At 61.8% G+C, this 22,598-nt stretch carries 15 protein-coding genes; 11 read left to right on the top strand and 4 right to left on the bottom strand.

Features of this window, described 5'->3' with window-relative positions:
• Positions 1 to 133: 133 nt before the first annotated feature.
• The 6 genes from ampD (at position 134) to KI797_RS18250 (ending at position 9,222) form a co-directional block, all read left to right on the top strand.
• The gene (gene ampD, locus KI797_RS18275; RefSeq protein ID WP_182787467.1) at positions 134 to 706 is read left to right on the top strand and encodes a 1,6-anhydro-N-acetylmuramyl-L-alanine amidase AmpD; all 573 of its coding nucleotides are present in this window, start codon (positions 134 to 136) and stop codon (positions 704 to 706) included.
• Positions 707 to 982: 276 nt separating this feature from the next.
• Positions 983 to 1,747 (top strand): pyruvate dehydrogenase complex transcriptional repressor PdhR, encoded by a 765-nt coding sequence (gene pdhR, locus KI797_RS18270; RefSeq protein ID WP_005329211.1) that lies wholly within the window; start codon positions 983 to 985, stop codon positions 1,745 to 1,747.
• 68 nt (positions 1,748 to 1,815) lie between these two features.
• The gene (aceE, locus tag KI797_RS18265) at positions 1,816 to 4,476 is read left to right on the top strand and encodes a pyruvate dehydrogenase (acetyl-transferring), homodimeric type (protein WP_005329209.1); all 2,661 of its coding nucleotides are present in this window, start codon (positions 1,816 to 1,818) and stop codon (positions 4,474 to 4,476) included.
• 165 nt (positions 4,477 to 4,641) lie between these two features.
• Positions 4,642 to 6,555, top strand: coding sequence for a pyruvate dehydrogenase complex dihydrolipoyllysine-residue acetyltransferase (aceF, locus tag KI797_RS18260; protein ID WP_226170486.1), 1,914 nt, complete (start codon positions 4,642 to 4,644; stop codon positions 6,553 to 6,555).
• 153 nt (positions 6,556 to 6,708) lie between these two features.
• The gene (gene lpdA, locus KI797_RS18255) at positions 6,709 to 8,136 is read left to right on the top strand and encodes a dihydrolipoyl dehydrogenase (RefSeq protein WP_025328438.1); all 1,428 of its coding nucleotides are present in this window, start codon (positions 6,709 to 6,711) and stop codon (positions 8,134 to 8,136) included.
• Positions 8,137 to 8,265: 129 nt separating this feature from the next.
• Positions 8,266 to 9,222 carry a GGDEF domain-containing protein gene (locus KI797_RS18250; protein ID WP_226170483.1) on the top strand — a complete coding sequence of 319 codons (957 nt, stop codon included), beginning with the start codon at positions 8,266 to 8,268 and terminating at the stop codon, positions 9,220 to 9,222.
• On the opposite strand, the gene KI797_RS18245 is transcribed toward KI797_RS18250, so the two are convergent.
• The 3 genes from KI797_RS18245 to KI797_RS18235 form a co-directional block, all read right to left on the bottom strand.
• Entirely contained in the window at positions 9,219 to 9,533 is a 315-nt protein-coding gene (locus KI797_RS18245; protein WP_005329198.1) for a hypothetical protein, read from the bottom strand. The two genes, KI797_RS18250 and KI797_RS18245, sit on opposite strands and share 4 nt — an antisense overlap.
• A gap of 418 nt (positions 9,534 to 9,951) precedes the next feature.
• Positions 9,952 to 10,164 carry a hypothetical protein gene (locus KI797_RS18240; RefSeq protein WP_043128611.1) on the bottom strand — a complete coding sequence of 71 codons (213 nt, stop codon included), beginning with the start codon at positions 10,162 to 10,164 and terminating at the stop codon, positions 9,952 to 9,954.
• Between the two features lie 145 nt (positions 10,165 to 10,309).
• A complete protein-coding gene (locus tag KI797_RS18235; RefSeq protein WP_226170481.1) occupies positions 10,310 to 12,220 on the bottom strand; it encodes a methyl-accepting chemotaxis protein in 1,911 nt (636 codons plus the stop codon).
• A gap of 279 nt (positions 12,221 to 12,499) precedes the next feature.
• On the opposite strand from KI797_RS18235, the gene KI797_RS18230 reads away from it, so the two are divergent.
• The 3 genes from KI797_RS18230 to KI797_RS18220 all read left to right on the top strand — a co-directional run bounded on the left by KI797_RS18230 (position 12,500) and on the right by KI797_RS18220 (position 19,441).
• Complete coding sequence (locus KI797_RS18230) at positions 12,500 to 14,797, top strand: patatin-like phospholipase family protein (RefSeq protein WP_226170479.1); 2,298 nt, start codon at positions 12,500 to 12,502, stop codon at positions 14,795 to 14,797.
• Positions 14,798 to 15,025: 228 nt separating this feature from the next.
• Positions 15,026 to 17,623, top strand: a complete 2,598-nt coding sequence (acnB, locus tag KI797_RS18225) for a bifunctional aconitate hydratase 2/2-methylisocitrate dehydratase (RefSeq protein WP_041206798.1) — start codon at positions 15,026 to 15,028, stop codon at positions 17,621 to 17,623.
• A gap of 243 nt (positions 17,624 to 17,866) precedes the next feature.
• On the top strand, positions 17,867 to 19,441 hold the full coding sequence (locus KI797_RS18220; protein ID WP_226170477.1) for an EAL domain-containing protein: 1,575 nt from the start codon (positions 17,867 to 17,869) through the stop codon (positions 19,439 to 19,441).
• Positions 19,442 to 19,447: 6 nt separating this feature from the next.
• Here KI797_RS18220 and KI797_RS18215 read toward each other — a convergent pair whose 3' ends face one another.
• Positions 19,448 to 20,359, bottom strand: coding sequence for a LysR family transcriptional regulator (locus tag KI797_RS18215; protein WP_226170475.1), 912 nt, complete (start codon positions 20,357 to 20,359; stop codon positions 19,448 to 19,450).
• A gap of 76 nt (positions 20,360 to 20,435) precedes the next feature.
• Here KI797_RS18215 and KI797_RS18210 point away from each other — a divergent pair, with 76 nt between their 5' ends.
• Together KI797_RS18210 and KI797_RS18205 are read left to right on the top strand one after the other, a co-directional pair.
• A complete protein-coding gene (locus tag KI797_RS18210) occupies positions 20,436 to 21,053 on the top strand; it encodes a LysE family transporter (RefSeq protein WP_171273136.1) in 618 nt (205 codons plus the stop codon).
• Between the two features lie 115 nt (positions 21,054 to 21,168).
• Positions 21,169 to 22,575, top strand: coding sequence for a D-arabinono-1,4-lactone oxidase (locus KI797_RS18205; protein ID WP_226170473.1), 1,407 nt, complete (start codon positions 21,169 to 21,171; stop codon positions 22,573 to 22,575).
• Positions 22,576 to 22,598: the final 23 nt, after the last annotated feature.

Genomic DNA, 22,598 nt, shown 5'->3' with positions numbered 1-22,598 from the left:
GGATCCAGTGCCTTGCAAGTGATGGCTCAGCCTAACACAGCTTTACCCATGGATTCAGAGGCTTGGTTCCGGTTTTTTGCGGTGGCAGGCACTGTCCATGGCGTCCCTCTCCCCATTGTGAGTCGAGTAGATGATGACTGAACCCACAACCATTTTTTCCATCGATCGCGCAGGGTGGTGTGAGCAGGCCCGCAAGGTGCCTTCTCCCCATCACAATGAGAGGAGCAGTCCGGACGACATCTCTCTGCTGGTGATACATGGCATCAGTCTGCCACCTGGCGAGTTTGGCGGCCCCTGGATCGACGATCTGTTTCTCGGTCGCCTCGATCCCGACGCCCATCCTTACTTTGCCGGCATTCATCAACTGCGGGTCTCTGCCCACTGCCTGATCCGCCGCGATGGTGAACTGGTGCAGTATGTGCCGTTCACTGCGCGAGCCTGGCATGCGGGGGTATCGAGCTGGGAGGGGCGGGAGGCGTGCAACGACTTCTCCATCGGCATCGAGCTGGAAGGAACCGACGAGCTGCCGTACAGCGATGTACAGTATGAGGTGCTGGCAGGCCTCAGTCGGGCCATTTCCAGCCAGTATCCCGAGGTGACGGCAGCACGCATCGTCGGCCATTGCGACATAGCGCCGGGTCGCAAGACGGATCCCGGTACCAGTTTCGAATGGCAGCGTTATCGCGGAATGCTCAACTTTGAGTAAAAAATCCAAACATTAGTTTGTATATTTAGAATCAATGGCTTGCCTTTTTTGGCTGGCCGTTTTTCATGCTGTTGGCCAAATGTTATCTGTGAACAAGCTCAATAATATTGGTCAGACCATTTTCTATGAGCTATATCATGATTCCGCTCTTTTACCCCTAAAGTGGCAAGCTTCCTTCTTGATGCAGATCATATTTTGGGTGGACTTTTTCCAAGCCCTCTGCTAATTTTCGCCCCAACCATAGAATTGGTAATACCAATTTAACAAAGTAGCCTCATGCCCTATATCAAGATAACTCAGCCCAAGCTGGCCGACGCCATCGTCGCCGAGCTGGAAAGCATGATTCTGGAAGGCAGCTTGCAGCCGGGGCAGAAGCTGCCCCCCGAGCGGGAACTCGCCATCCAGTTTCAGGTGTCGCGGCCGTCTCTGCGCGAAGCCATCCAGCGCCTGGAAGCGAGGGGACTCTTGTATCGCCGTCAGGGCGGCGGCACCTATGTGCAGAATGCCTTGAGCAAGGGGATCGCCGATCCCCTGTTCGAACTGCTCAGTACCCACCCGGAAGCCCAGTATGATCTGCTGGAGTTTCGTCACGCGCTGGAAGGCATCTGTGCCTACTATGCCGCGCTGCGGGGGACTGAGGCTGACTTCGAGCGGATCCGCCTGGCGCAGTCCGCCATCGAAGAGGCGGGTCAGCAGGGGTCGCTGGTGGTCGAGTCGACCGCCGTCACCCAGTTCTATCTGGCGGTGGCGGAGGCGTCCCACAACGTGGTGCTGCTGCACCTGCTGCGGGCCATGGGCCCCATGCTTGAACAGAACATTTTACGAAATAACGAGATTTTGAATCGCCGTCCGGGAGTGGTAGCCAAGATCCGTCGCCATCGTGCGAGCCTGATCGAGGCTATCCTGTCGGGGGCTCCGGAGCGGGCCAGGGCTGCTTGTCATGAGCACCTGGCCTTTATCGAGGACACCTTGTTGGATATGCAGAGGGAAGACAGCCGGATCCAGCGATCCATGCGTCGGATCCGTCAGCAGGAAAACTAATCCCACAAGGCTTTATTGTCGAATTCTTGCGCATCTTAACCGCCGTGCAATAACAATAGGAACCAGCCATGTCTGATATCCTGAAGAACGATGTGGACCCGATAGAAACGCTGGAGTGGCTTGCCTCTCTGGAATCCCTGCTGCGTGAAGAGGGTCCGCAACGCGCTCAGTTCATCCTTGAACAACTGGCCGAGAAAGCCCGCATCAGCGGTGTGGACGTGGCTGAAAAGGCGAATCGCGACTACATCAATACCATTCCTGCCAGCGACGAACCGGCTTACCCGGGCGACCTGGAGATGGAACGTCGCATCCGCGCCATCATCCGCTGGAATGCCATGATGATAGTGCTGCGCGCCTCCAAGAAAGACCTGGACCTCGGCGGTCACATGTCTTCCTTCGCCTCTTCCGCGACCATCTATGAAGTCTGCTACAACCACTTCTTCCGCGCTCGCAGCGAGAAGGACGGTGGCGATCTGGTCTACTTCCAGGGTCACATCTCCCCGGGCATCTACGCCCGTGCCTTCGCCGAAGGTCGTCTGACCGAAGAGCAGCTGGACAACTTCCGTCAGGAAGTGGACGGCAAGGGCATTCCTTCCTACCCGCACCCGAAACTGATGCCGGACTTCTGGCAGTTCCCGACCGTTTCCATGGGTCTGGGCCCCATCGCCGCCATCTATCAGGCTCGCTTCCTGAAGTACCTGACCGACCGTGGCATCAAGGATTGTTCCGAGCAGACCGTTTACGCCTTCCTGGGTGACGGCGAGATGGACGAGCCGGAAGCCAAGGGTGCCCTGACCGTTGCCGTGCGTGAAAAGCTCGACAACCTGGTGTTCGTGGTCAACTGCAACCTGCAGCGTCTGGACGGCCCTGTTGTCGGCAACGGCAAGGTCATCAACGAGCTGGAAGGTCTGTTTGCAGGCGCCGGCTGGGATGTCACCAAGGTCATCTGGGGTCGCAAGTGGGATGAGCTGCTGAAGAAAGACACTTCCGGCAAGCTGATCCAGCTGATGAACGAAACCGTGGATGGTGACTATCAGACCATGAAGTCCCGTGACGGCGGCTACGTGCGTGAGCACTTCTTCAACCGTTACCCGGAAACCGCCGCCCTGGTCAAAGACATGACCGACGAGGAGATCTTCGCCCTGAACCGCGGTGGTCACGATCCTCGCAAACTGTTCGCCGCCTTCTCCAAGGCTGCAGCGACCAAGGGCAAGCCGACCGTCATCCTGGCCAAGACCATCAAGGGTTATGGCATGGGCGAAGCGGCCGAAGGCAAGAACATCGCTCACCAGGTCAAGAAGATGGATCTGGGCTCGGTGCGTCACCTGCGCGATCGTTTCAGCCTGCCGGTCACCGACGAGCAGCTGGAAAACCTGCCGTACCTGAAGATCGAAGAGGGTACCGAAGAGCACAAGTACCTGCACGCCCGTCGTGCCGCGCTGAAGGGCTATGTACCGACCCGTCTGCGCGAGAGCACTACCAAGCTGGAAATCCCGGCGCTGGATGCCTTCGGCCCGCTGCTGGGTGAGCAGGCGCGCGAGATCTCCACCACCATGGCGTTCGTGCGTTCCCTGAACGTGCTGCTGAAAGACAAGTCCATCGGCAAGCGCATCGTGCCGATCCTGGCCGACGAAGCCCGTACCTTCGGTATGGAAGGTCTGTTCCGTCAGATCGGCATCTACAGCCCGCACGGTCAGCAGTACACCCCGCAAGACCGTGACATCGTCTCCTACTACAAGGAAGACAAGCAGGGTCAGGTTCTGCAAGACGGCATCAACGAGCTGGGCGCCATGTCCTCTTGGCTGGCTGCTGCGACCTCTTACAGCACCAACGACTGCCCGATGATCCCGTTCTACATCTACTACTCCATGTTCGGCTTCCAGCGGATCGGCGACATGGCGTGGGCAGCCGGTGACCAGCAAGCCCGTGGCTTCCTGCTGGGCGCGACCTCCGGTCGTACCACCCTCAACGGTGAAGGTCTGCAGCACGAAGATGGTCACAGCCACATCCTGGCTGGCACCATCCCGAACTGCATCTCCTATGACCCATCCTACGCCTATGAAGTGGCGGTGATCGTACAGGACGGCCTGCGCCGCATGTACGGTGAGAAGCCGGAGAACGTCTTCTACTACATCACCACCCTCAACGAGAACTATGCCATGCCGGCCATGCCGGAAGGCGCCGAGGAAGGCATCCGCAAGGGTATCTACAAGCTGGAATCCGTGGCCGGCAACAAGGCCAAGGTACAGCTGCTGGGTTGTGGCTCCATCCTGGGTCACGTCCGTACCGCCGCCCAGATCCTGGCGAGCGAATACGGCGTGGGTTCCGACGTGTTCAGCGTCACCTCCTTCAACGAGCTGGCTCGTGATGGTCAGGACGCCGATCGCTGGAACATGCTGCACCCGACTGCGGCCGCCCGTGTGCCCTACATCACCTCCGTACTGGGTTCCGAAGCCACTATCGCCGCGACCGACTACATGAAGTCCTTCGCCGAGCAGGTGCGTGCCTTCGTGCCGACCGAGAACTACCGTGTACTGGGTACCGACGGTTATGGCCGTTCCGACAGCCGTGCCAACCTGCGTCGTCACTTCGAAGTGAACGAGTTCTACGTCGTCGTTGCTGCCCTGACCGAACTGGCCAAGCGCGGCGAGATCGACAAGCAGGTTGTGGCCGATGCCATCGCCAAGTACGGCATCGATGCCGACAAGGTTAACCCGCTGTACGCGTAAGAGGATTGAGCGCCCTGTCCGGACTTGCGTGCCGGACAGGGCCTTGCCCAGGTGAATGCGACATAAGAGTAAGAGGACACACAGGGTCCGGACGGCAACAACGAGCCGGAACCTGCTCTTGCCAAGGTTAACGCGATAAACGTACGCGTAAGAGGATAAAGCACAATGTCCAAACAGATTATGGTGCCGGATATCGGTGCCGATGAAGTGGAAGTGACCGAGATCATGGTCGCTGTGGGTGACAAGGTCGAACTGGACCAGTCCCTGATCGCCGTGGAAGGTGACAAGGCCTCCATGGAAGTCCCGGCTCCGGCCGCGGGTATCGTCAAAGAGATCCTGATCAAGGTGGGTGACAAGGTTGCCACCGGTTCCCAGATCATGATCTTCGAAGCGGAAGGCGCTGCCGCCGCTCCGGCTCAGGCTGCCGCTCCGGCTCAGGCTGCCGCTCCGGTTGCCGCCGCACCGGCTGCCCCTGTTGCTGCCGCTGCCAAAGACGTGCACGTACCTGACATCGGTGACGACGAAGTCGAAGTGACCGAGATCATGGTTGCCGTGGGCGACATGGTTGAAGCCGACCAGTCCATCATTGCCGTGGAAGGTGACAAGGCCTCCATGGAAGTCCCGGCGCCGTTCGCGGGCCGCGTGGTCGAGATCAAGGTTGCCGCTGGTGCCAAGGTATCCACCGGTTCCCTGGTGATGGTATTCGAAGTGGCTGGCGCCGCGCCTGCTGCCGTTGCCGCGCCGGTTCAGGCTGCCGCTCCCGTGGCCGCTGCCCCGGTTGCCGCCGCTGCCAAAGAGGTCAACGTACCTGACATCGGCGGCGATGAAGTGGAAGTCACCGAGATCATGGTGGCCGTGGGTGACAAGGTCGAAGCCGACCAGTCCCTGATCGCCGTGGAAGGTGACAAGGCCTCCATGGAAGTGCCTGCGCCGTTCGCCGGTGTGGTCAGAGAGATCAAGGTGAAGGCGGGTGACAAGGTCTCCACCGGTTCCCTGATCATGGTATTCGAAGTGGCTGGTGCTGCTCCGGCCGCCGCAGCTGCCCCGGTTGCTCAGGCTGCCGCCCCGGTCGCTGCAGCCCCCGTGGCCGCCGCTCCTGCCGCCGCCCCGGTTGCTCAGGCTGCTGCTGCTTCCGATTTCGTGGCCAACGATGCCTATGTTCACGCCTCCCCGGCGGTTCGCCGTCTGGCTCGTGAATTCGGCGTCAACCTGGCCAAGGTGAAGGCTTCCGGTCGCAAGGGCCGCATTGTCAAAGAAGACGTGCAGGCCTACGTGAAGGATGCGGTCAAGCGTGCCGAGTCCGCCCCGGCTGCGGGTCAAGGCACTGGCAACGGCATGAGTGTCGTGGCCTGGCCCAAGGTTGATTTCAGCAAGTTCGGCCCGGTCGAAGAGCTGGAACTGACCCGGATCCAGAAGATCTCCGGTCCTGCCCTGCACCGCAACTGGGCCATGATCCCTCATGTCACCCAGTTCGACGAAGCGGATACCACGGATCTGGAAGCGTTCCGCAAAGAGCAGAACATCCTGGCCGAGAAGCAGAAGCTGGACGTGAAGATCACCCCGCTGGTGTTCATCCTGAAGGCGGCCGCCAAGGCCCTGGAAGCGCACCCGCGCTTCTGCAGCGCCCTGTCCGAAGACGGCAGCAAGCTGATCATGAAGAAGTACATCCACATCGGTGTGGCGGTAGACACCCCGGGTGGCCTGGTTGTGCCGGTCGTTCGCGACGTCAACAAGAAGGGCATCCATGAGCTGTCCCGCGACCTGGCCGAGATCTCCAAGAAGGCTCGTGCCGGCAAGCTGACCGCTGCCGACATGCAGGGCGGTTGCTTCACCATCTCCAGCCTGGGTGGCATCGGCGGTACCAGCTTTACCCCGATCGTCAACGCGCCGGAAGTGGCCATCCTGGGCGTCTCCAAGTCCGAGATGAAGCCGAAGTGGAACGGCAAGGAGTTCGTGCCTCGCCTGATGCTGCCGCTGGCCCTGAGCTATGACCACCGCGTCATCGACGGCGCCGACGGGGCTCGCTTCATCACCACCCTGAGTGGCGTGCTGTCCGACATTCGTCGACTGGTTCTGTAAATGTAAATGAGAGGGCGAGCACAGAGCTCGCCCTTTTCACTTCTCATTTCATTAACAAAATTATAAACTTGCCCCGTTTTTTTCACGGCTGCAGCCGCCTTCTTTGGCATAAGACTGTGCTGTCCGGGGATATAGAACGACAAAGAGGTCATGATGAGTAAAGAGATCAAAACCCAGGTCGTAGTACTGGGTGCTGGCCCTGCCGGTTATTCCGCTGCTTTCCGCGCTGCCGATTTGGGTCTGGATACCGTTATCGTCGAGCGTTACTCCACCCTGGGTGGCGTCTGCCTGAACGTGGGCTGCATCCCCTCCAAGGCGCTGCTGCACGTTGCCAAAGTGATCGAAGAAGCCAAGGCGCTGGCCGAGCACGGCATCGTCTTCGGTGCCCCGCAGACCGACATCGACAAGGTGCGTCTGTGGAAAGAGAAGGTCATCAACCAGCTGACCGGCGGTCTGGCAGGCATGGCCAAGATGCGTAAAGTCCAGGTTGTGAACGGCTTCGGCAAGTTCACCGGCCCGAACACCCTCGAAGTGGAAGGTGCTGACGGCAAGACCACAGTGACCTTCGACAACGCCATCATCGCGGCCGGTTCCCGTCCGGTGAAGCTGCCCTTCATCCCCCACGATGACCCCCGCGTATGGGATTCAACCGATGCGCTGGAACTGACCACAGTACCGGGCAAGCTGCTGGTTATCGGTGGCGGCATCATAGGTCTGGAGATGGGTACCGTTTACTCCTCCCTGGGCTCCGAGATCGACGTGGTGGAATTTGCCGATCAGCTGGTACCTGCTGCCGACAAAGACATCGTCAAGATCTACACCAAGCGCGTTGCCAAGAAATTCAACATCATGCTGGAGACCAAGGTCACCGCAGTTGAAGCCCGTGAAGACGGCCTGTACGTCTCTTACGAAGGCAAGCACGCCCCGGCCGAGCCGGTTCGCTACGACAACGTGCTGGTCGCGGTCGGTCGTGTGCCGAACGGCAAGCTGATGGACGCCGAGAAAGCCGGTGTTGCCGTCAACGAGCGCGGTTTCATCGAAGTGGACAAGCAGCTGCGTACCAACGTTCCGCACATCCACGCCATCGGTGACATCGTCGGTCAGCCGATGCTGGCTCACAAGGGTGTGCACGAAGGCCACGTGGCGGCCGAAGTCATCGCCGGCAAGAAGCACTACTTCGACCCGAAAGTGATCCCGTCCATCGCCTACACAGAGCCAGAGATGGCCTGGGTCGGTCTGACCGAGAAGGAAGCCAAGCAACAGGGCCTGAACTTCGAAGTTGCTACCTTCCCCTGGGCTGCTTCCGGCCGTGCAATCGCCTCCGATTGCGCCGACGGCATGACCAAGCTGATCTTCGACAAGGACAGCAACCGCGTTATCGGTGGTGCCATCGTCGGTACCAACGGTGGTGAGCTGCTGGGCGAGATCGGTCTGGCCATCGAAATGGGTGCCGACGCCGAAGACCTGGCGCTGACCATCCACGCTCACCCGACTCTGCACGAGTCCGTGGGTCTGGCTGCCGAAGTGTTCGAAGGCTCCATCACCGACCTGCCGAACGCCAAGGCCAAGAAGAAGAAGTAAGTCTCTTCTCCCCGCCAAGATGAAAAAGCCGTTCTCAGGAGCGGCTTTTTTGTTGCCCGACGATGGATGAGATTTGCTCGAGGCCATTTGCTATGCTGAGGCTTCTGTCATCAACCGCCGGCTCTTCCCATGCAAGCACCTGCCATACCCGAACACGAACGACAGCGACTCGATGGCCTGCGCCGTCTCGCCATTCTGGATAGCACGGCGGAGGAGCGTTTCGATCGCATTACCCGGATGGCGCGCAACATGTTCGAGGTGCCCATCTCGCTCATCTCCCTGGTGGATGAGGAGCGGCAGTGGTTCAAGTCCCGCTGCGGTCTGGATGCGCAGGAGACTCCACGCGACGTCTCCTTCTGTGGCCATGCCATCCTCGGCGAAGAGATCTTCGTGGTGGAGGATGCGATCCGGGATCCACGCTTCGCCGACAATCCCCTGGTGCTGGGGGACCCCCACATCCGTTTCTATGCCGGAACGCCTTTGCATATCGCCGGTGGCTACAAGGTGGGCACCCTCTGCCTTATCGATCGCAGGCCGCGTCAGCTGGATGAGCGTCAGCGGGCCTTGTTGATGGATCTGGCGGGCATGGTGGAGCATGAGCTGGCCGCCATTCAACTGGCTATCCTGGACGAGCTGACCGGCATCACCAACCGTCGTGGCTTCATCATGCTGGGGCAGAAGTGCCTGCAGCTCTCCCATCGGCAGGGGCGGGAGGCGAGTCTGCTGTTCCTCGACCTCGACCGTTTCAAGGAGATTAACGACACCCTGGGACACGAGGTGGGGGATGATGCCCTGCGCCAGGTGGCATTGCTGCTCTCCCGGGTGTTTCGCAATGCAGATATCTTCGCCCGGCTTGGCGGGGACGAGTTCGTGGTGCTGCTGCCGGGCATAGGATCGGAGCTGGCGTCCCGGGTGCTGGCCCGTTTCGAGAAGGCGCTGGCGACCTTCAACCGGGAGCAGGGCAAGCCCTACCAACTGTTTTGCTCCACCGGCATCGCCCACTATGATCCGCTGCTGCCGCCCGATCTGGAACTGCTGTTGCAACAGGCGGACAAGCAGATGTACGACCGCAAAAAAAGGTACTAACAGCGCCCTTTTTTCGCCTGCCCTGGCGGGCAGAAGGTGCGATAGCCGCCCTGGCGATGGTGGTGATCATCATAGCGGTAGTAATAGCGACCAGGGTAGCGGTCATCGTAATAGCGGCGGTAATAGCCATCGTGGTGGTGATGGTCATCGTAATAGCGATAGTAATGGCCCCCATGATAGCGGTAGTAGCCGTCAGTGACCCGGATATGGGCATCGTCCACGCTGAAATCTGCGCCGTGTACCCGTACCGGGCCACTGGTGCAGGCGGTGAGCAAGGCGCCAAGCAGTACCATCAGAATCCGCTTGTCCATAACAACCTCCTAGGGTTTCCCCTGATTATGCTGCCGTTCCCCCTGGGCATCGGGGGAAGTTGGTGGCGCTGCGTCATGACTTGCCGCTGGCATAACCGGGAACATGCGGTGTTCCCTCAAGTATGGGGTAGAACGCGTGCTGCGAGGACCGTCCTCTGCAGCGATGTGCCCTTGCTGGCGCTGTCGTTTCATTGCCGCGCCACACGTTGGCATCACCGCATGATGAAATGGCTTATATGCCGGGCCTGAGCGGGCCTGGCATCAAAGGCGCAGTCCATGGCGGTGCTCAAGGCACAGGAGGAGAGGCGTATTCTGGCTGAGGTGGTGGTCGATACCGGCATGGGAGCCTGCGTGACTCGGGCTGTCCCTCGCAGTAGACCCGGTTGCGGCGGGCAGATGGCGACCATAAAAAAAGGCGCTAGCAGCGCCCTTTCTTGGCCTGTCCCGGGGGACAGAAACGACCCCGCTGGCCGCCATGATAGTCATCATCGTAATAGCCATCATGATGGCCATCGTAGACCCGGATCCGGGTGTCATCCACACTGACATCGGCGCCGTGCACTCGCACCGGACCGCTGCTGCAGGCCGACAACAGCACCCCCAGTACCATTACCATCATCAGTTTGCCCATTTCCGTTCTCCTTGGTTCTCCTCTGATTATGCGGCATTTCGGCCGAGATCCTGAGTCGAGTTGGCGCCGCTGCGTCATGGCTTGCCGTTGTCGAAGAACAGGGAGCGCGGCTGCGCTCCCTGAGTGAGGGGGAGGGCTAAAAGGCTCAGAGCCGGAAGTTGCCGACCAGCTTGTCGAGCTCGCCGGAGAGCTGCTGCAGACTGCGGCTGGACTCGGTCAGCTGGTGGGCGATGTCGGCGGTCTCCATGGTGAGCTGGTTGATGTCCTCTACGTTGCGGTTGATCTCCCCCACCACGCTGGACTGCTCCTCGGTGGCGGTGGCGACCTGGATATTCATGTCGCTGATCTGGGTGATGTGGGCGGTGATCTGGCCGAGCGCCCCGTTGGCGGCGTCCGCCTGGGTGACTACCTCCAGACTCTGGTTGCGCCCCTGGGCCATGGCACTGACGGCGCGGGTGCTCTGCTCCTGGAGCCGGTTGATCATGCCCTGGATCTCGGCGGTGGAGGCGGCGGAGCGGCTGGCGAGGTTGCGCACCTCGTCGGCCACCACGGCGAAGCCACGGCCCTGTTCACCGGCGCGGGCGGCCTCGATGGCGGCGTTGAGGGCCAGCAGGTTGGTCTGCTCCGAGATACTGCGGATGGTGTCGAGTATGCTGCCGATGGAGTCGGTCTGGCTGGCCAGGGATTCGATGACCCCGGCCACCTGCTCGATCTCCCCGGAGAGGCCGACGATGCCGTGGCGGGCCTGAGCCACCACGACCGCACCCGCATCGGCCTGATCGTTGGCCTGCCTGGCCACGTCGGCGGCGAGAGACGCATTGCCGGCGATCTCGCTGACGGTGGCGCCCATCTCGTGGATGGCGGTGGCGACCTGGACGGTGCGATCCCGCTGTGCGGTACAGTTGTGCTGGGTCAGCTGGGCCTTGGCGGCCACCTCGTTGGCGGTGGCGGCGAGCTGGCGGGAGTTGCTCGCCACCTGCTCAATGGAGCCGTGGATCTTGGCGACGAAGTTGTTGAAGCCGGTGGCGACCTGGCTCAGTTCGTCCCGTCCTTCCACCTTGAGGCGCCGGGTCAGATCCCCGTCACCACTGCCCAGTTCCCGGAACAGGCGGGCCAGTTCGTTGAGGGGGCGACTGACGGAGCCGGCCAGCAGGACGCCGAGCAGCCCCATGCCGACGGCGATGAGCAGGCTCACCAGCACTATGTGCAGTCGCGCCTTGTCCAGCTCGGCATAGATCTCGGCTTCCGGCACCTGGGCCACCAGATACCAGTCGAGCAGGGGGATATAACTGGTGGCGAGCACCACGGGCTGGCCATCGATTTCGGCGTGGGTGACGGCGAACGCTTGCTTGGTCATCAGCGCGCCTGCGCCCGGGCCAGCCAACTGACCCAGGCTGTCTCTGTCGATGCGAGCGGCGTCCGGGTGTAGCTTCACTTTGCCGCTGCCATCGGTCATGAAGACGAAGCCGCTGTCGCCGATGCGAAAGTTGGCGAGCATGCTGACCATGCTGTCGAGGGACTTGGCGAGGCCGGCCAGGCCGCGCCCGTCGAGCTGCTGGAAGTTGACGAACAGCTTCACCTCGCCATTGCTCTCGCGAAAGATGCTGAGCATCAGATCCTGGCCGCTCTTGGTGTAGTCGTAGAACCAGTTGTCCTGTTCATGGTTCAGGATGCGCAGGAAGCCGTCCTGGTTGTAGTAGGCGGCACTCTGGCGATCGGCGAAGGAGGCGGTGACCAGGCCATACTGGCTGGTCATGTCCTTGAGCTGATCGATGAGGATGGATTCCTGTTCCTTGGGCATGCCGCGGGCCACCCAGTCCAGCACGAAGCGGTCATTGGCCAGTTGCCTGGCGGCGCTTGCGACCGAGGTGAGATCCTTCTCGATCTCCTTGCCGATGCGCTGGGTGAGGTTGGGTAGCTCCTGTTCGAACATGCGGGTCTCGATCAGCTGTTGGGCCGAGCGCTGGCTGAAATAGCCCACCAGCAGACAGGAGAGAGCCACGGCGAGGATGACGGTGGCCAGAATTTTCTGTTTGAGTGTCAGGCTTGCGAACATAAGGGTGACTCGGGAGTGTGGGCCTAAGGTTGAGTACATATTAACGGCTGACCGAGCGGGCTCTTGAGGTGGTGGTGGCGTTTATTGCAGATTAACGTTTGCGCTCACATCAGGCCGGGACTGGATTGACACTATTTATCCCTGGCTCTGCAGTGCAACCACGGGACGATGACATCTCGCCAGCGCGGCCGGTTGCAGTTAAAGTTCTTCAACTCATAGTTGGCGGCACTCACGTCGGCGGACAGCTCACTCGACTCGCACGGATCAATGGACACTCATATGCGCATCTTTCATTGGGGATGGACCCAACTGCTAATGCTTCTGATGGCGACCCTGCCATGGACGGGGGCGGCCCAGGCCAGCGATGCCGCTCAGGTGCAAGGCGGTGGCACCAAGGCGGATCGGCCCAGGATAGCCCTGGTGTTGAGCGGCGGCGGCGCCAAGGGGGCGGCCCACATCGGGGTGCTCAAGGTGCTGGAAGAGAAGCGCATCCCGGTCGACATCGTGGTGGGCACCAGCATGGGTTCCTACGTGGCGGGCATGTACGCCATGGGGCTCAGTGCCGAGGAGGTGGAGCGGATGACCCTCGCCATCGACTGGAACAAGGGTTATCAGGACAAGGTCGGTCGTGACGAGCTCTCCCTGCGCAAGAAGCAGCAGAGCGAGAAGTACCAGCTGCGCACCGACATCGGGGTCAACGGTGACCAGACCCAGCTGCCGGACGGCTTCTTCCAGGGCCAATCCATGGCCAGCCTGTTGCGCCATGCCACCTCCAACCTGCCGGCGCAGAAGAGCTTCGACGATCTGCCCATTCCCTACCGCGCCATGGCCACCGACATGGAGACGGTGACCCCCTTCGTGCTCGACCATGGCAGCCTGGCCAAGGCGATGCAGGCCTCCATGTCCATCCCCGGCGCCCTCAAGCCCGTGGAGTGGGAGGGGCACATCCTGGCCGACGGCGGCACCGTCAACAACATGCCGGTGGACGTGGCCAAGGCCATGGGGGCCGATGTGGTGATCGTGGTGGACATCGGCGCCAAGCTGCGCACCCGGGAGTCGCTCAAATCCGGGCTGGCCATGATCGACCAGCTCACCACCTACATGACCCAGGTCGGCACCGAGAAGCAGAAGGCGCTGCTGGGGCCCAAGGATGTGCTGCTCAGCCCTGAGTTCGGAGACATGGGGATCGCCGATTTTGCCCGGATGCCGGAGGGGATCAAGCAGGGGGAGGCGGTGGCCAATCGCGCCGCTGCCCAGCTCGATGCCCTGTCACTCTCCCCCGACGCTTACGCGAATTACCGCAACAAGAAGCTGAGTCGCCGCGCCGAGCGTAGCGGTCAACCGGCCTACTACATCGACAAGGTGGAGATCCTCAACAAGTCGCGCCTCTCCGACGAGACGGTGCGGGCCATGCTCAAGGTGCGCCCGGACAAGGTGCAGACCTATGAGAGCCTGGAGGCCGGCATTCGCCGCCTCTACGCCCTGGAGTCGTTCGACCGCATCACCTACGAGGTGGTGGAGCGGGACGGCGAGAACGTGCTGGTGGTGGATGCCAGCGAGAAGAACTGGGGACCTGGCTATCTCAACTTCCAGCTCGGCTTCTCCGATGACTTCGAGAGCAGCTCCAACTACAACGTCGGCATGTCCTATACCCTGACCAACGTCAACGACTGGGGCGCCGAGTGGCTGACCGAGGCGTCGCTCGGCACGGCCAAGCACCTCAAGACCGACTTCTATACGCCACTCGAGCCCTCCCAGACCTTCTATGGCGAGGCGAGCCTGGCTTATGACAAGACCGAGCGCCGGGTCTTCTTCCCGGAGGAAGATGTGCAGCTGTCCGGAGTCCGTTACCTGGACTCGGAGTACAGCTTCACCAGCGTGGATCTCGCCGTCGGTTGGAATCGGCAGCCCTGGAGCAGGGTGTCCCTGGGGCTGGAAGGCCAGGTGGGCAGCGTCGATGTCCAGAACCTGTCCGACGCGAGTGCGGATGCCACCGCCTGGGGGCCCTACATTCGCTTCGAGCACGACACCCTCGACAGCCGCTACTTCCCCTACGAGGGAATCTACTGGGACATCAAGGGGGGCTACTCCCACATCAAGATTGAGCCGACCGGCGAGCCGACGGAGAACACCGAGGGGCTCAACTACCACCTGGCGATGATCAAGCCCTGGTCATGGGGACGGCACAGCCTCAACCTGATGCTGGAAGGGGGCGGCTCCTCCTCGGAGGAAGAGGTGCCGCTGTTCGTGCAGGATCTCGGCGGCCTGTTCCGGCTATCCGGCTTCCAGCACTACCAGTTGAGCGGCCGCTACAGTCTGTTCAGCGGTCTGCGCTACATCTACCGGGTGGCGGACAACGACTTCGGGGCCATCAAGGCACCCCTGTTCCTCGGGGGATCTCTCGAGCAGGGCGGAGTCTGGGACAAGGGAGCCGACATCAGCCTGGAGTCCTCCTACACCGCCGGCTCCGTCTATGTGGGGGTGGAGAGCTTCCTCGGCCCCATCTTCCTCGGCTATGGCATGGCGGAGGGGGGGCATGACATGTTCTATCTGCAATTGGGCACTACGTTCCAATAAGGGTGAAATGCTGACTTTTTGTTAACTCGTCTGTGTTGTGTGTCTTGTCAGTTTAAAAAAATCTAACTGGCTTATATGGTTATGCTGGTTTGATGAATAACTGCACAGGGTTTGGATTTTAATTAGTCGTTAAAACTTATATAGTGGGGGGCACCCTACGGGTGTCCCGCAAGGACGATCGCCGCGAGCTTGGGCGAACCCCAAAAAAAGACCAAAGAGGAATTAGTCGTGCTTGAAACATACCGTAAACACGTCGCAGAACGTGCCGCCGAGGGCGTGGTTGCCAAACCTCTGGATGCAGAGCAGGTCGCCGCCCTGGTTGAACTGCTCAAGAACCCCCCCGCCGGTGAACATGATTTTCTGAAAGAACTGTTGTCCTCCCGCGTTCCCCCGGGTGTTGATGAAGCGGCCTATGTCAAAGCCGGCTTCCTCACCGCCGTCGCCAAGGGCGAGGCTCACTCTCCTATCCTGACTGCGGCCGAAGCGGTCGAGCTGCTCGGCACCATGCAGGGTGGTTACAACATCCAGCCGCTGATCGATCTGCTGGATGACGCCGAACTGGCTCCTCTTGCTGCCAAGGGCCTCTCCCACACCCTGCTGATGTTTGACTCCTTCCACGACGTGGAAGAGAAGGCGAAGGCGGGCAATGCCCACGCCCAGCAGGTGCTGCAATCCTGGGCCGATGCCGAGTGGTTCCTGAACCGCCCCGCCCTGGCCGAGAAGATCACCGTCACCGTGTTCAAGGTGACCGGCGAGACCAACACCGATGATCTGTCCCCTGCACCGGATGCCTGGTCCCGTCCCGATATCCCGCTCCATGCCCTGGCGATGTTGAAGAACGCCCGTCCCGGCATCACCCCGGACAAGGACGGCGTCATCGGCCCCGTCAAGGCCATCGAAGAGCTCAAGCAGACCGGTTTCCCGCTGGCGTACGTCGGTGACGTGGTCGGTACAGGCTCTTCACGCAAATCTGCCACCAACTCGGTGCTCTGGTTCATGGGCGACGACATTCCGTTCGTGCCGAACAAGCGCGCCGGCGGCGTCTGCCTCGGCGGCAAGATTGCCCCCATCTTCTTCAACACCATGGAAGATGCTGGCGCCCTGCCCATCGAAGTGGACGTCTCCAAACTGGAGATGGGCGATGTCATCGACATCTTCCCCTATGAGGGCAAGATCACCCGTCACGGCACCGACGAGGTGCTGGCCCGCTTTGAACTGAAAACCGAGGTGCTGATCGACGAAGTGCGCGCCGGTGGCCGTATTCCGCTGATCATCGGCCGCGGCCTGACCGACAAGGCCCGCGAGGCCCTGGGCCTGCCGTTCTCTACCGTGTTCCGTCGCCCGCAACCGGTGGCCGACACCGGCAAGGGTTACACCCTGGCCCAGAAGATGGTGGGCAAGGCGTGCGGCGTGCAGGGCATTCGCCCCGGCACCTACTGCGAGCCCCGCATGACCACGGTCGGCTCCCAGGACACCACTGGCCCCATGACCCGCGACGAGCTCAAAGATCTGGCTTGCCTCGGTTTCTCCGCCGATCTGACCATGCAGTCCTTCTGCCACACCGCGGCCTATCCCAAGCCCATCGACGTGCAGACCCACCACACCCTGCCGGACTTCATCATGAACCGCGGCGGTGTGAGCCTGCGTCCGGGTGACGGCGTCATCCACTCCTGGCTGAACCGCATGCTGTTGCCGGATACCGTGGGTACCGGTGGTGACTCCCACACCCGCTTCCCCATCGGGATCTCCTTCCCGGCGGGCTCCGGTCTGGTGGCCTTCGCCGCCGCCACCGGCGTGATGCCGCTGGACATGCCGGAATCCGTGCTGGTGCGCTTCAAGGGCGAGCTGCAGCCGGGCATCACCCTGCGTGACCTGGTCCATGCCATCCCCTACGCTGCCATCCAGAAGGGGCTGCTGACCGTCGAGAAGGCAGGCAAGAAGAACATCTTCTCCGGCCGCATCCTCGAGATCGAAGGTCTGCCGACCCTGAAGGTTGAGCAGGCGTTCGAGTTGGCTGATGCCAGCGCCGAGCGCTCCGCCGCCGGTTGCACCATCAAGCTGGATCAGGCGCCGATCATCGAGTACCTGAAGTCCAACATCGTGATGCTGAAATGGATGCTGTCCGAAGGCTACGGCGACGTGCGCACCATCACCCGTCGTATCAAGGGGATGGAAGAGTGGCTGGCCAACCCGGTGCTGATGGAAGCGGACAAGGATGCCGAGTACGCCGAAATCATCGAGATCGATCTGGCCACCATCAAGGAGCCCATCCTCTGTGCGCCGAACGATCCTGACGATGCCCGCCTGCTGAGCGACGTGGCTGGCAGCCAGATCGATGAGGTATTCATCGGTTCTTGCATGACCAACATCGGCCACTTCCGCGCCGCCGGCAAGCTGCTCGAGAAGTATCAGGGTGAGCTGCCGACCCGTATGTGGATCGCCCCGCCCACCAAGATGGACAAGGATCAGCTGACCGAAGAGGGCTACTACGGCATCTTCGGCCGGGTCGGTGCCCGCATCGAGATCCCGGGCTGCTCCCTGTGCATGGGCAACCAGGCGCGCGTGGCGGAAGGGGCCTCCGTGGTCTCCACCTCCACCCGCAACTTCCCGAACCGTCTGGGCAAGGGCGCCAACGTCTATCTGGCCTCTGCCGAGCTGGCTGCGGTTGCCGCCATCATCGGCAAGATCCCGACTGTGGCGGAGTACCTGCAGTACGCCAAGACCCTGGATGCCACGGCGGCAGATACTTACCGCTACCTCAACTTCAACGAGATCGCGTCTTACACCAAGAAGGCCGATGCGGTGATTTTGCAACAGGCGGTCTAAGGACTGACTGGTTGGACTCTCCACCCGATATAAACAATGCCGCGTCTCTACGCGGCATTTTCCATTTATGGCGGTTGCGCAATAATGGGCAGCCAATCTCTCGCCACTGCGTCGTCGATGGATTTACCAGTGCGCTGCGTTAGGTTGTCTGGCCTGGATGGTCCCATTGTCTTCTGTGTGAAGTGGGCGTTATTTCACTGTGGCGCTTGCCGGGGCAAGCCTGCGAATTGCGGCGTGGTTTCTATGTTTCTGTTCCGGATTGATCTGGCCCGTACGAGATGGCGTCTTGGCTGCACCCTGCTGGTATTGACTCTGCCATTGCTGGCGGGAGGCTGGATGGTACACGGCAGCTACGAGCAGGAGTTGAAGGCGGACGCCAGCGCCTCTGCCCACAAGGCCAAAACCTTGTTGGAGCGCATGTTGGATCAGGCCGAACAGGCCAATCTGGAGGCATTGTCGCTGGTGAACCGCTCCTGCGTCGACAATCTGCTGTTGCTGCGCAAGAGAGTGGCCCTCGAGCCTTTCCTGCGCTCAGTCAACCTGGCGCGCGGCGGCGTGATCCGTTGTTCTTCATTGTTTGGCCCCGTCCATGAAGTGGATGACGGCACTATCTACACCGGAAACAAGCTGCTGCTGATGAACGGCAACAAGGTGCGCCTGGATCATCCGCTGCTGGTGGTGCGCCATGAGCGCGGGCACGATGTGGCGCTGAGCGCCATCGACAGCACCCAGCTCAGCTTCATGCTCGCCATGAGCAGTGATACCAGCGAGCTGTTCCTGCAGGTGGGGTCGGACTGGATCGATGAATCCGGTCATCACCAGAACCAGCCCCCCAGGCTGTACAGCAAGATCAGCCTTGAACTCTCCTCCCACCGCTACCCCTTCGCCATCCATGCGGGCTATGCCATGCCGCTCTATTGGCACACCCTGTGGGAGGCTCGTCATCTGGCCCTGCTGTGGCTGGCAGGGACCTCGGTGTTGCTCGCACTGCTGGTATGGTGGGTGCTGGGTCGTCCGGGTTCCCAGACGGATGAGCTGAGGCGCGGGCTGCTGGCGGGGGAGTTTGTCCCCTACCTGCAACCCTTGATGGCCAGTGACGACGGCAGGATGGTCGGGGCGGAGGTGCTGATGCGCTGGCGTCACCCGAGATCTGGCTTGATCCGCCCCGATCTCTTCATCCCCCAGGCGGAAGAGTCTGGACTGATCGTGCCCATGACCACTCATCTCATGAAGGTCGTGGCCCAGCGTCTGAAGCAGGTGCAAACCCGGCTGCCCGGCGCTTTTCACATCAGCTTCAACATCAGCGCCGCCCACTGCCGGGATCTTTCCCTGCTGGCGGAGTGTCGCGCCTTCCTCGCGCACTTTGTGCCGGGGCGGGTGGTGCTGGTGCTGGAACTCACCGAGCGGGAGCTGCTGGTGACCAACCCGCAGACGCTCTCCTTGTTCCGCCAGCTCGACGAGATGGGCGTGCGGCTCTCCATCGATGACTTCGGCACCGGTCACTCCAGCCTTCACTACCTGCAACAGTTCCACGTGGACTATCTCAAGATCGATCGCTCCTTCATCGGTCGCATCGGGACCGAGTCGCTGTCCGAGCATATCGTCGACAACGTCATCGACCTCGGTCGGCGGCTGGGCCTCTCCCTGGTAGCCGAAGGAGTGGAGACGGAGCAACAGGCCGCCTACCTCAGGGGCAAGGGGGTTCAGTATCTGCAGGGGTTCCTGTTCGCCCGTCCCATGCCACTGCGCCAGTTCTGCCGGAAACTGACGACGGCGGAGAGATACACTCCCGCCGTCGAGCGCGCCACCCAGGCTTGATGCGGCTCAGCGCACCAGACCGTGCAACCAGTTCGCCAGGGTCTCGTGGGCGCTGCCGGGTTCGGGCGGCGCGGGGGCGAGCAGATGGTAGCCGGTACCGTCCTGAATGAAGCCGAGCGGGGCCGTCAGCAGGCCGTCCTCGAGGTCATCACACACCTGCCGGTAGGGGCCGATGGCGACGCCAAGGCCCGCCACGGCGGCCTGCAGGCTGAAGTAGAAGTGCTCGAAGGTCTGGGTCGGCGCCTCGTCGCTCGCACCCTGTCCGGCCTGCGCCTGCCAGCTTTGCCAGGCGGCGGGACGGGTCTTGGTGTGCAGGCGGGGGGCCGAGGCGCGCAGAGCCGGCAGCTCTCCTCCTAGCTCGAAAAACTGCGCCACCTTGCCCGGCTGGCAGACAGGCCCGGTCAGCTCCTCGAACAGCAGCTGGCTGTGCAGATCCTCGGGCCAGTCGAAGTCGTTGCGGCGGATGGCGAGATCGATGCCGCTGCCAAAGCTGAGGGCGCCGCCCCCCGCCATCAGATGGACGTCCAGCTCGGGGTGCAGGGCCTGAAATGCGGGCCAGCGCGGGATCAGCCAGCGCATCAGCAGGGTGGGCTCGCAGGAGAGCACCAGCGACTGAGGGCGGCTCTGCTGGCGCAGCGCCTGGGCCGTTTCCCGGATCTGGCCTAGCCCCTCTCTGACCGCCTGATAGAGCCGCTCACCCGCCTCGGTCAGGAAGACCCGGCGCTGGCGCCGATCGAACAGCCTGACGCCCAGGTCTTCCTCCAGCAGGCGCACCGCCCGGCTGATGGCGCCATGGGTGAGGTGCAGCTCGTCGGCGGCGCGGCCGAAGTGCTCGGTGCGGGCCGCCACCTCGAAGCAGCGCAGGGCCGTCAGGGAGGGAAGCGAGAGGGTTTTCTGTGAATTTTTATCACCATTCATGTGAGAAATCATCGTTCGTCATGGGGGTTATTGCCAAATAAAATAGCCGATATCCCATGTGATCAGGACTATTTTCATGACCGAACTGTTAGCCGTAGTAGCCATTACCTTCTTTGCCGTCATCAGCCCGGGCCCGGATTTTGCCATGGTGTCGCGCAACAGCCTGCTGCTCTCCCGTCGCACCGGCGTGCTGACGGCGCTCGGCATCGCGGCCGGGGTCTGTGTCCACGTGAGCTACACCCTGCTGGGGGTCGGCCTGCTGATCCAACAGTCCCTCTGGCTGTTCAACCTCATCAAGCTGGTGGGGGCGGCCTATCTCGTCTTCCTCGGCATCAAGATGCTGCGGGCCCAGCCCGAGACCGGGGAGGAGCTGGCCAGTCAGCCAGCCCTCTCCAGCCTGGGGGCGCTGCGCACCGGTTTTCTGACCAATGTGCTCAACCCCAAGACCACCATCTTCATCGTCAGCCTGTTCATGCAGGTGGTGCAGCCGCAGACGCCACTGGCGGTCCAGCTCGGCTACGGCGCCTTCATCGTGCTGGCCCACGCCCTCTGGTTCAGCGCGGTGGCGCTCTTCTTCTCCAGCGCGTCGGTACGGGCTCGTCTGCTGGCGGTGCGCCACTGGATCGATCGGATCTTTGGCGGTCTGCTGGTGGGTTTCGGCATGCTGCTGGCACTGACCCAGCCCTCGCGCTGAGGGGGAGGGGGTTGGCTCCCTTATCCACCCTCGACTGTAGGGGCTTGTTTTTCATGCCTTGGCGCTCGCTTTTCGGTAGAATTGCCGCTCATTTTGAAGTCAGATGAGGCGCGGTATGACGGTCAGGTTCCAGGCATTTCACAGCATCAAGGCGATTGGCAATCGGGAGGTGCTGTTCAACTGGTCCAGGACCAATCCCCTCGGCGCCCTGGATCAGGTGTGGCGCCCGAAGAGCCGTGACGAGCTGCAGCAACTGCTGCGGGAGTACCCGGATCGCAAGCTGCGGCTCATCGGCTCCGGTCTCTCCTTCGAACCCATCCACAGCGTCTATGCCGAGGGCAGCCAGGCGCTGCTGGTGGATTTGCATCATCTGCGCGGCCAGTTGGACAAAACCGCCGATACGGTGACCTATCAGGCGGGTACGCCCCTCGATACCATCTATGGGGATCTCATCGCCATGGATCGCATGCTGCCCGCGTCCCCCGGCGTCATCGGCATCCAGACCATGGGGGGCGCGCTCAGCACCGGTACCCACGGCCAGGGGCTGCACCAGTCCTCCCTGTGCGATGCGGTGGAGGCGATGACGGTGATGCTGGCCAACGGGGAGATCATTGGCGTGGATCGCACGGATCCGCGTTTCGGTGCCTTCGTGATGGGCATGGGCATGCTCGGCGTGTTGCTCGACGTCACCCTGCGCACAGTGCCGAACCGCATCATGCGCTGCACCAAGTTCACCACAGACTATCCCTTCCTGCTGGCACACAACGAGCGGCTGAACCGCGAGCACGGCTTCGTGAAGAGCTGGTGGTTCGCCTGGACCGGCGAGAGCCACATCTGGCTGGTGGATCCCGCCTCCGAGGAGGAGGTGGCCCGTTATCGGGCGGGTGGCAGCGAGCCGCTGCTGCTGGAGGGAGACGTTGACAGCGCCATGAGCGCCGCACTCAATGACACCATAGACGCCACCCTGCAGAAGATGGCGCGGGACACCAAGGACGAGGCGCGGGCGGGCGAGCACTTCGAGACGGTGCGCCGCTTCAAGGATGCCTCTGACTTGGTGGGCAACGTCTACCAGATCCTCTGCAAGGGGATACCGGCGCCCCAGATCAACTGCGAGGTGGCCGTGCCCCTCGAGCGCATGCAGGAGGCGCTGGCGATACTGCAGCACTGGCAGGAGTGTAACCCGGGGGCGCTGCACTATCCCTTTATCCTGCGCTGCACCGGCCCCTCCGAGGCCTGGCTCAGCGCCGCCCATGGCAAGTCGGTGTGCTGGATAGGGTTCCTGGTCTATCTGGCGGCGGACGGCACCTTCGTGGGGGGCTCCATGGAGCAGATGCGCGAGCTGCAACAACTGCTGGTGCCGCTCGGCGGTACGCCGCATTTTGGCAAGCACCTGGCGATGGATCTCTATGACTTCCCGGCCCTGCTGCCGCGCTGGCACGACTTCCTGGCCCTCAAGGCCGAGCTCGACCCCCTCGGCCGCTTCGAGAATCGCTGGCTCGGCGAGCTGTTTGCCAACCGGTAAGGATTGAACATGACCGACATGCA

Origin of the sequence: Aeromonas media (assembly GCF_020423125.1) — a bacterium.
Taxonomy (GTDB): domain Bacteria; phylum Pseudomonadota; class Gammaproteobacteria; order Enterobacterales; family Aeromonadaceae; genus Aeromonas; species Aeromonas media.
This window is presented reverse-complemented; position numbering and strand designations above follow the sequence as displayed.

Coding starts and splice junctions, on each gene's coding strand:
- lpdA (WP_025328438.1), top strand. CDS start 6,709: ATGAGTAAAGAGATCAAAACCCAGGTCGTAGTACTGGGTGCTGGCCCT.
- KI797_RS18250 (WP_226170483.1), top strand. CDS start 8,266: ATGCAAGCACCTGCCATACCCGAACACGAACGACAGCGACTCGATGGC.
- KI797_RS18230 (WP_226170479.1), top strand. CDS start 12,500: ATGCGCATCTTTCATTGGGGATGGACCCAACTGCTAATGCTTCTGATG.
- ampD (WP_182787467.1), top strand. CDS start 134: ATGACTGAACCCACAACCATTTTTTCCATCGATCGCGCAGGGTGGTGT.
- KI797_RS18235 (WP_226170481.1), bottom strand. CDS start 12,220: ATGTTCGCAAGCCTGACACTCAAACAGAAAATTCTGGCCACCGTCATC.
- KI797_RS18220 (WP_226170477.1), top strand. CDS start 17,867: ATGTTTCTGTTCCGGATTGATCTGGCCCGTACGAGATGGCGTCTTGGC.
- KI797_RS18215 (WP_226170475.1), bottom strand. CDS start 20,359: ATGAATGGTGATAAAAATTCACAGAAAACCCTCTCGCTTCCCTCCCTG.
- KI797_RS18205 (WP_226170473.1), top strand. CDS start 21,169: ATGACGGTCAGGTTCCAGGCATTTCACAGCATCAAGGCGATTGGCAAT.
- aceF (WP_226170486.1), top strand. CDS start 4,642: ATGTCCAAACAGATTATGGTGCCGGATATCGGTGCCGATGAAGTGGAA.
- pdhR (WP_005329211.1), top strand. CDS start 983: ATGCCCTATATCAAGATAACTCAGCCCAAGCTGGCCGACGCCATCGTC.
- KI797_RS18240 (WP_043128611.1), bottom strand. CDS start 10,164: ATGGGCAAACTGATGATGGTAATGGTACTGGGGGTGCTGTTGTCGGCC.
- aceE (WP_005329209.1), top strand. CDS start 1,816: ATGTCTGATATCCTGAAGAACGATGTGGACCCGATAGAAACGCTGGAG.
- KI797_RS18245 (WP_005329198.1), bottom strand. CDS start 9,533: ATGGACAAGCGGATTCTGATGGTACTGCTTGGCGCCTTGCTCACCGCC.
- KI797_RS18210 (WP_171273136.1), top strand. CDS start 20,436: ATGACCGAACTGTTAGCCGTAGTAGCCATTACCTTCTTTGCCGTCATC.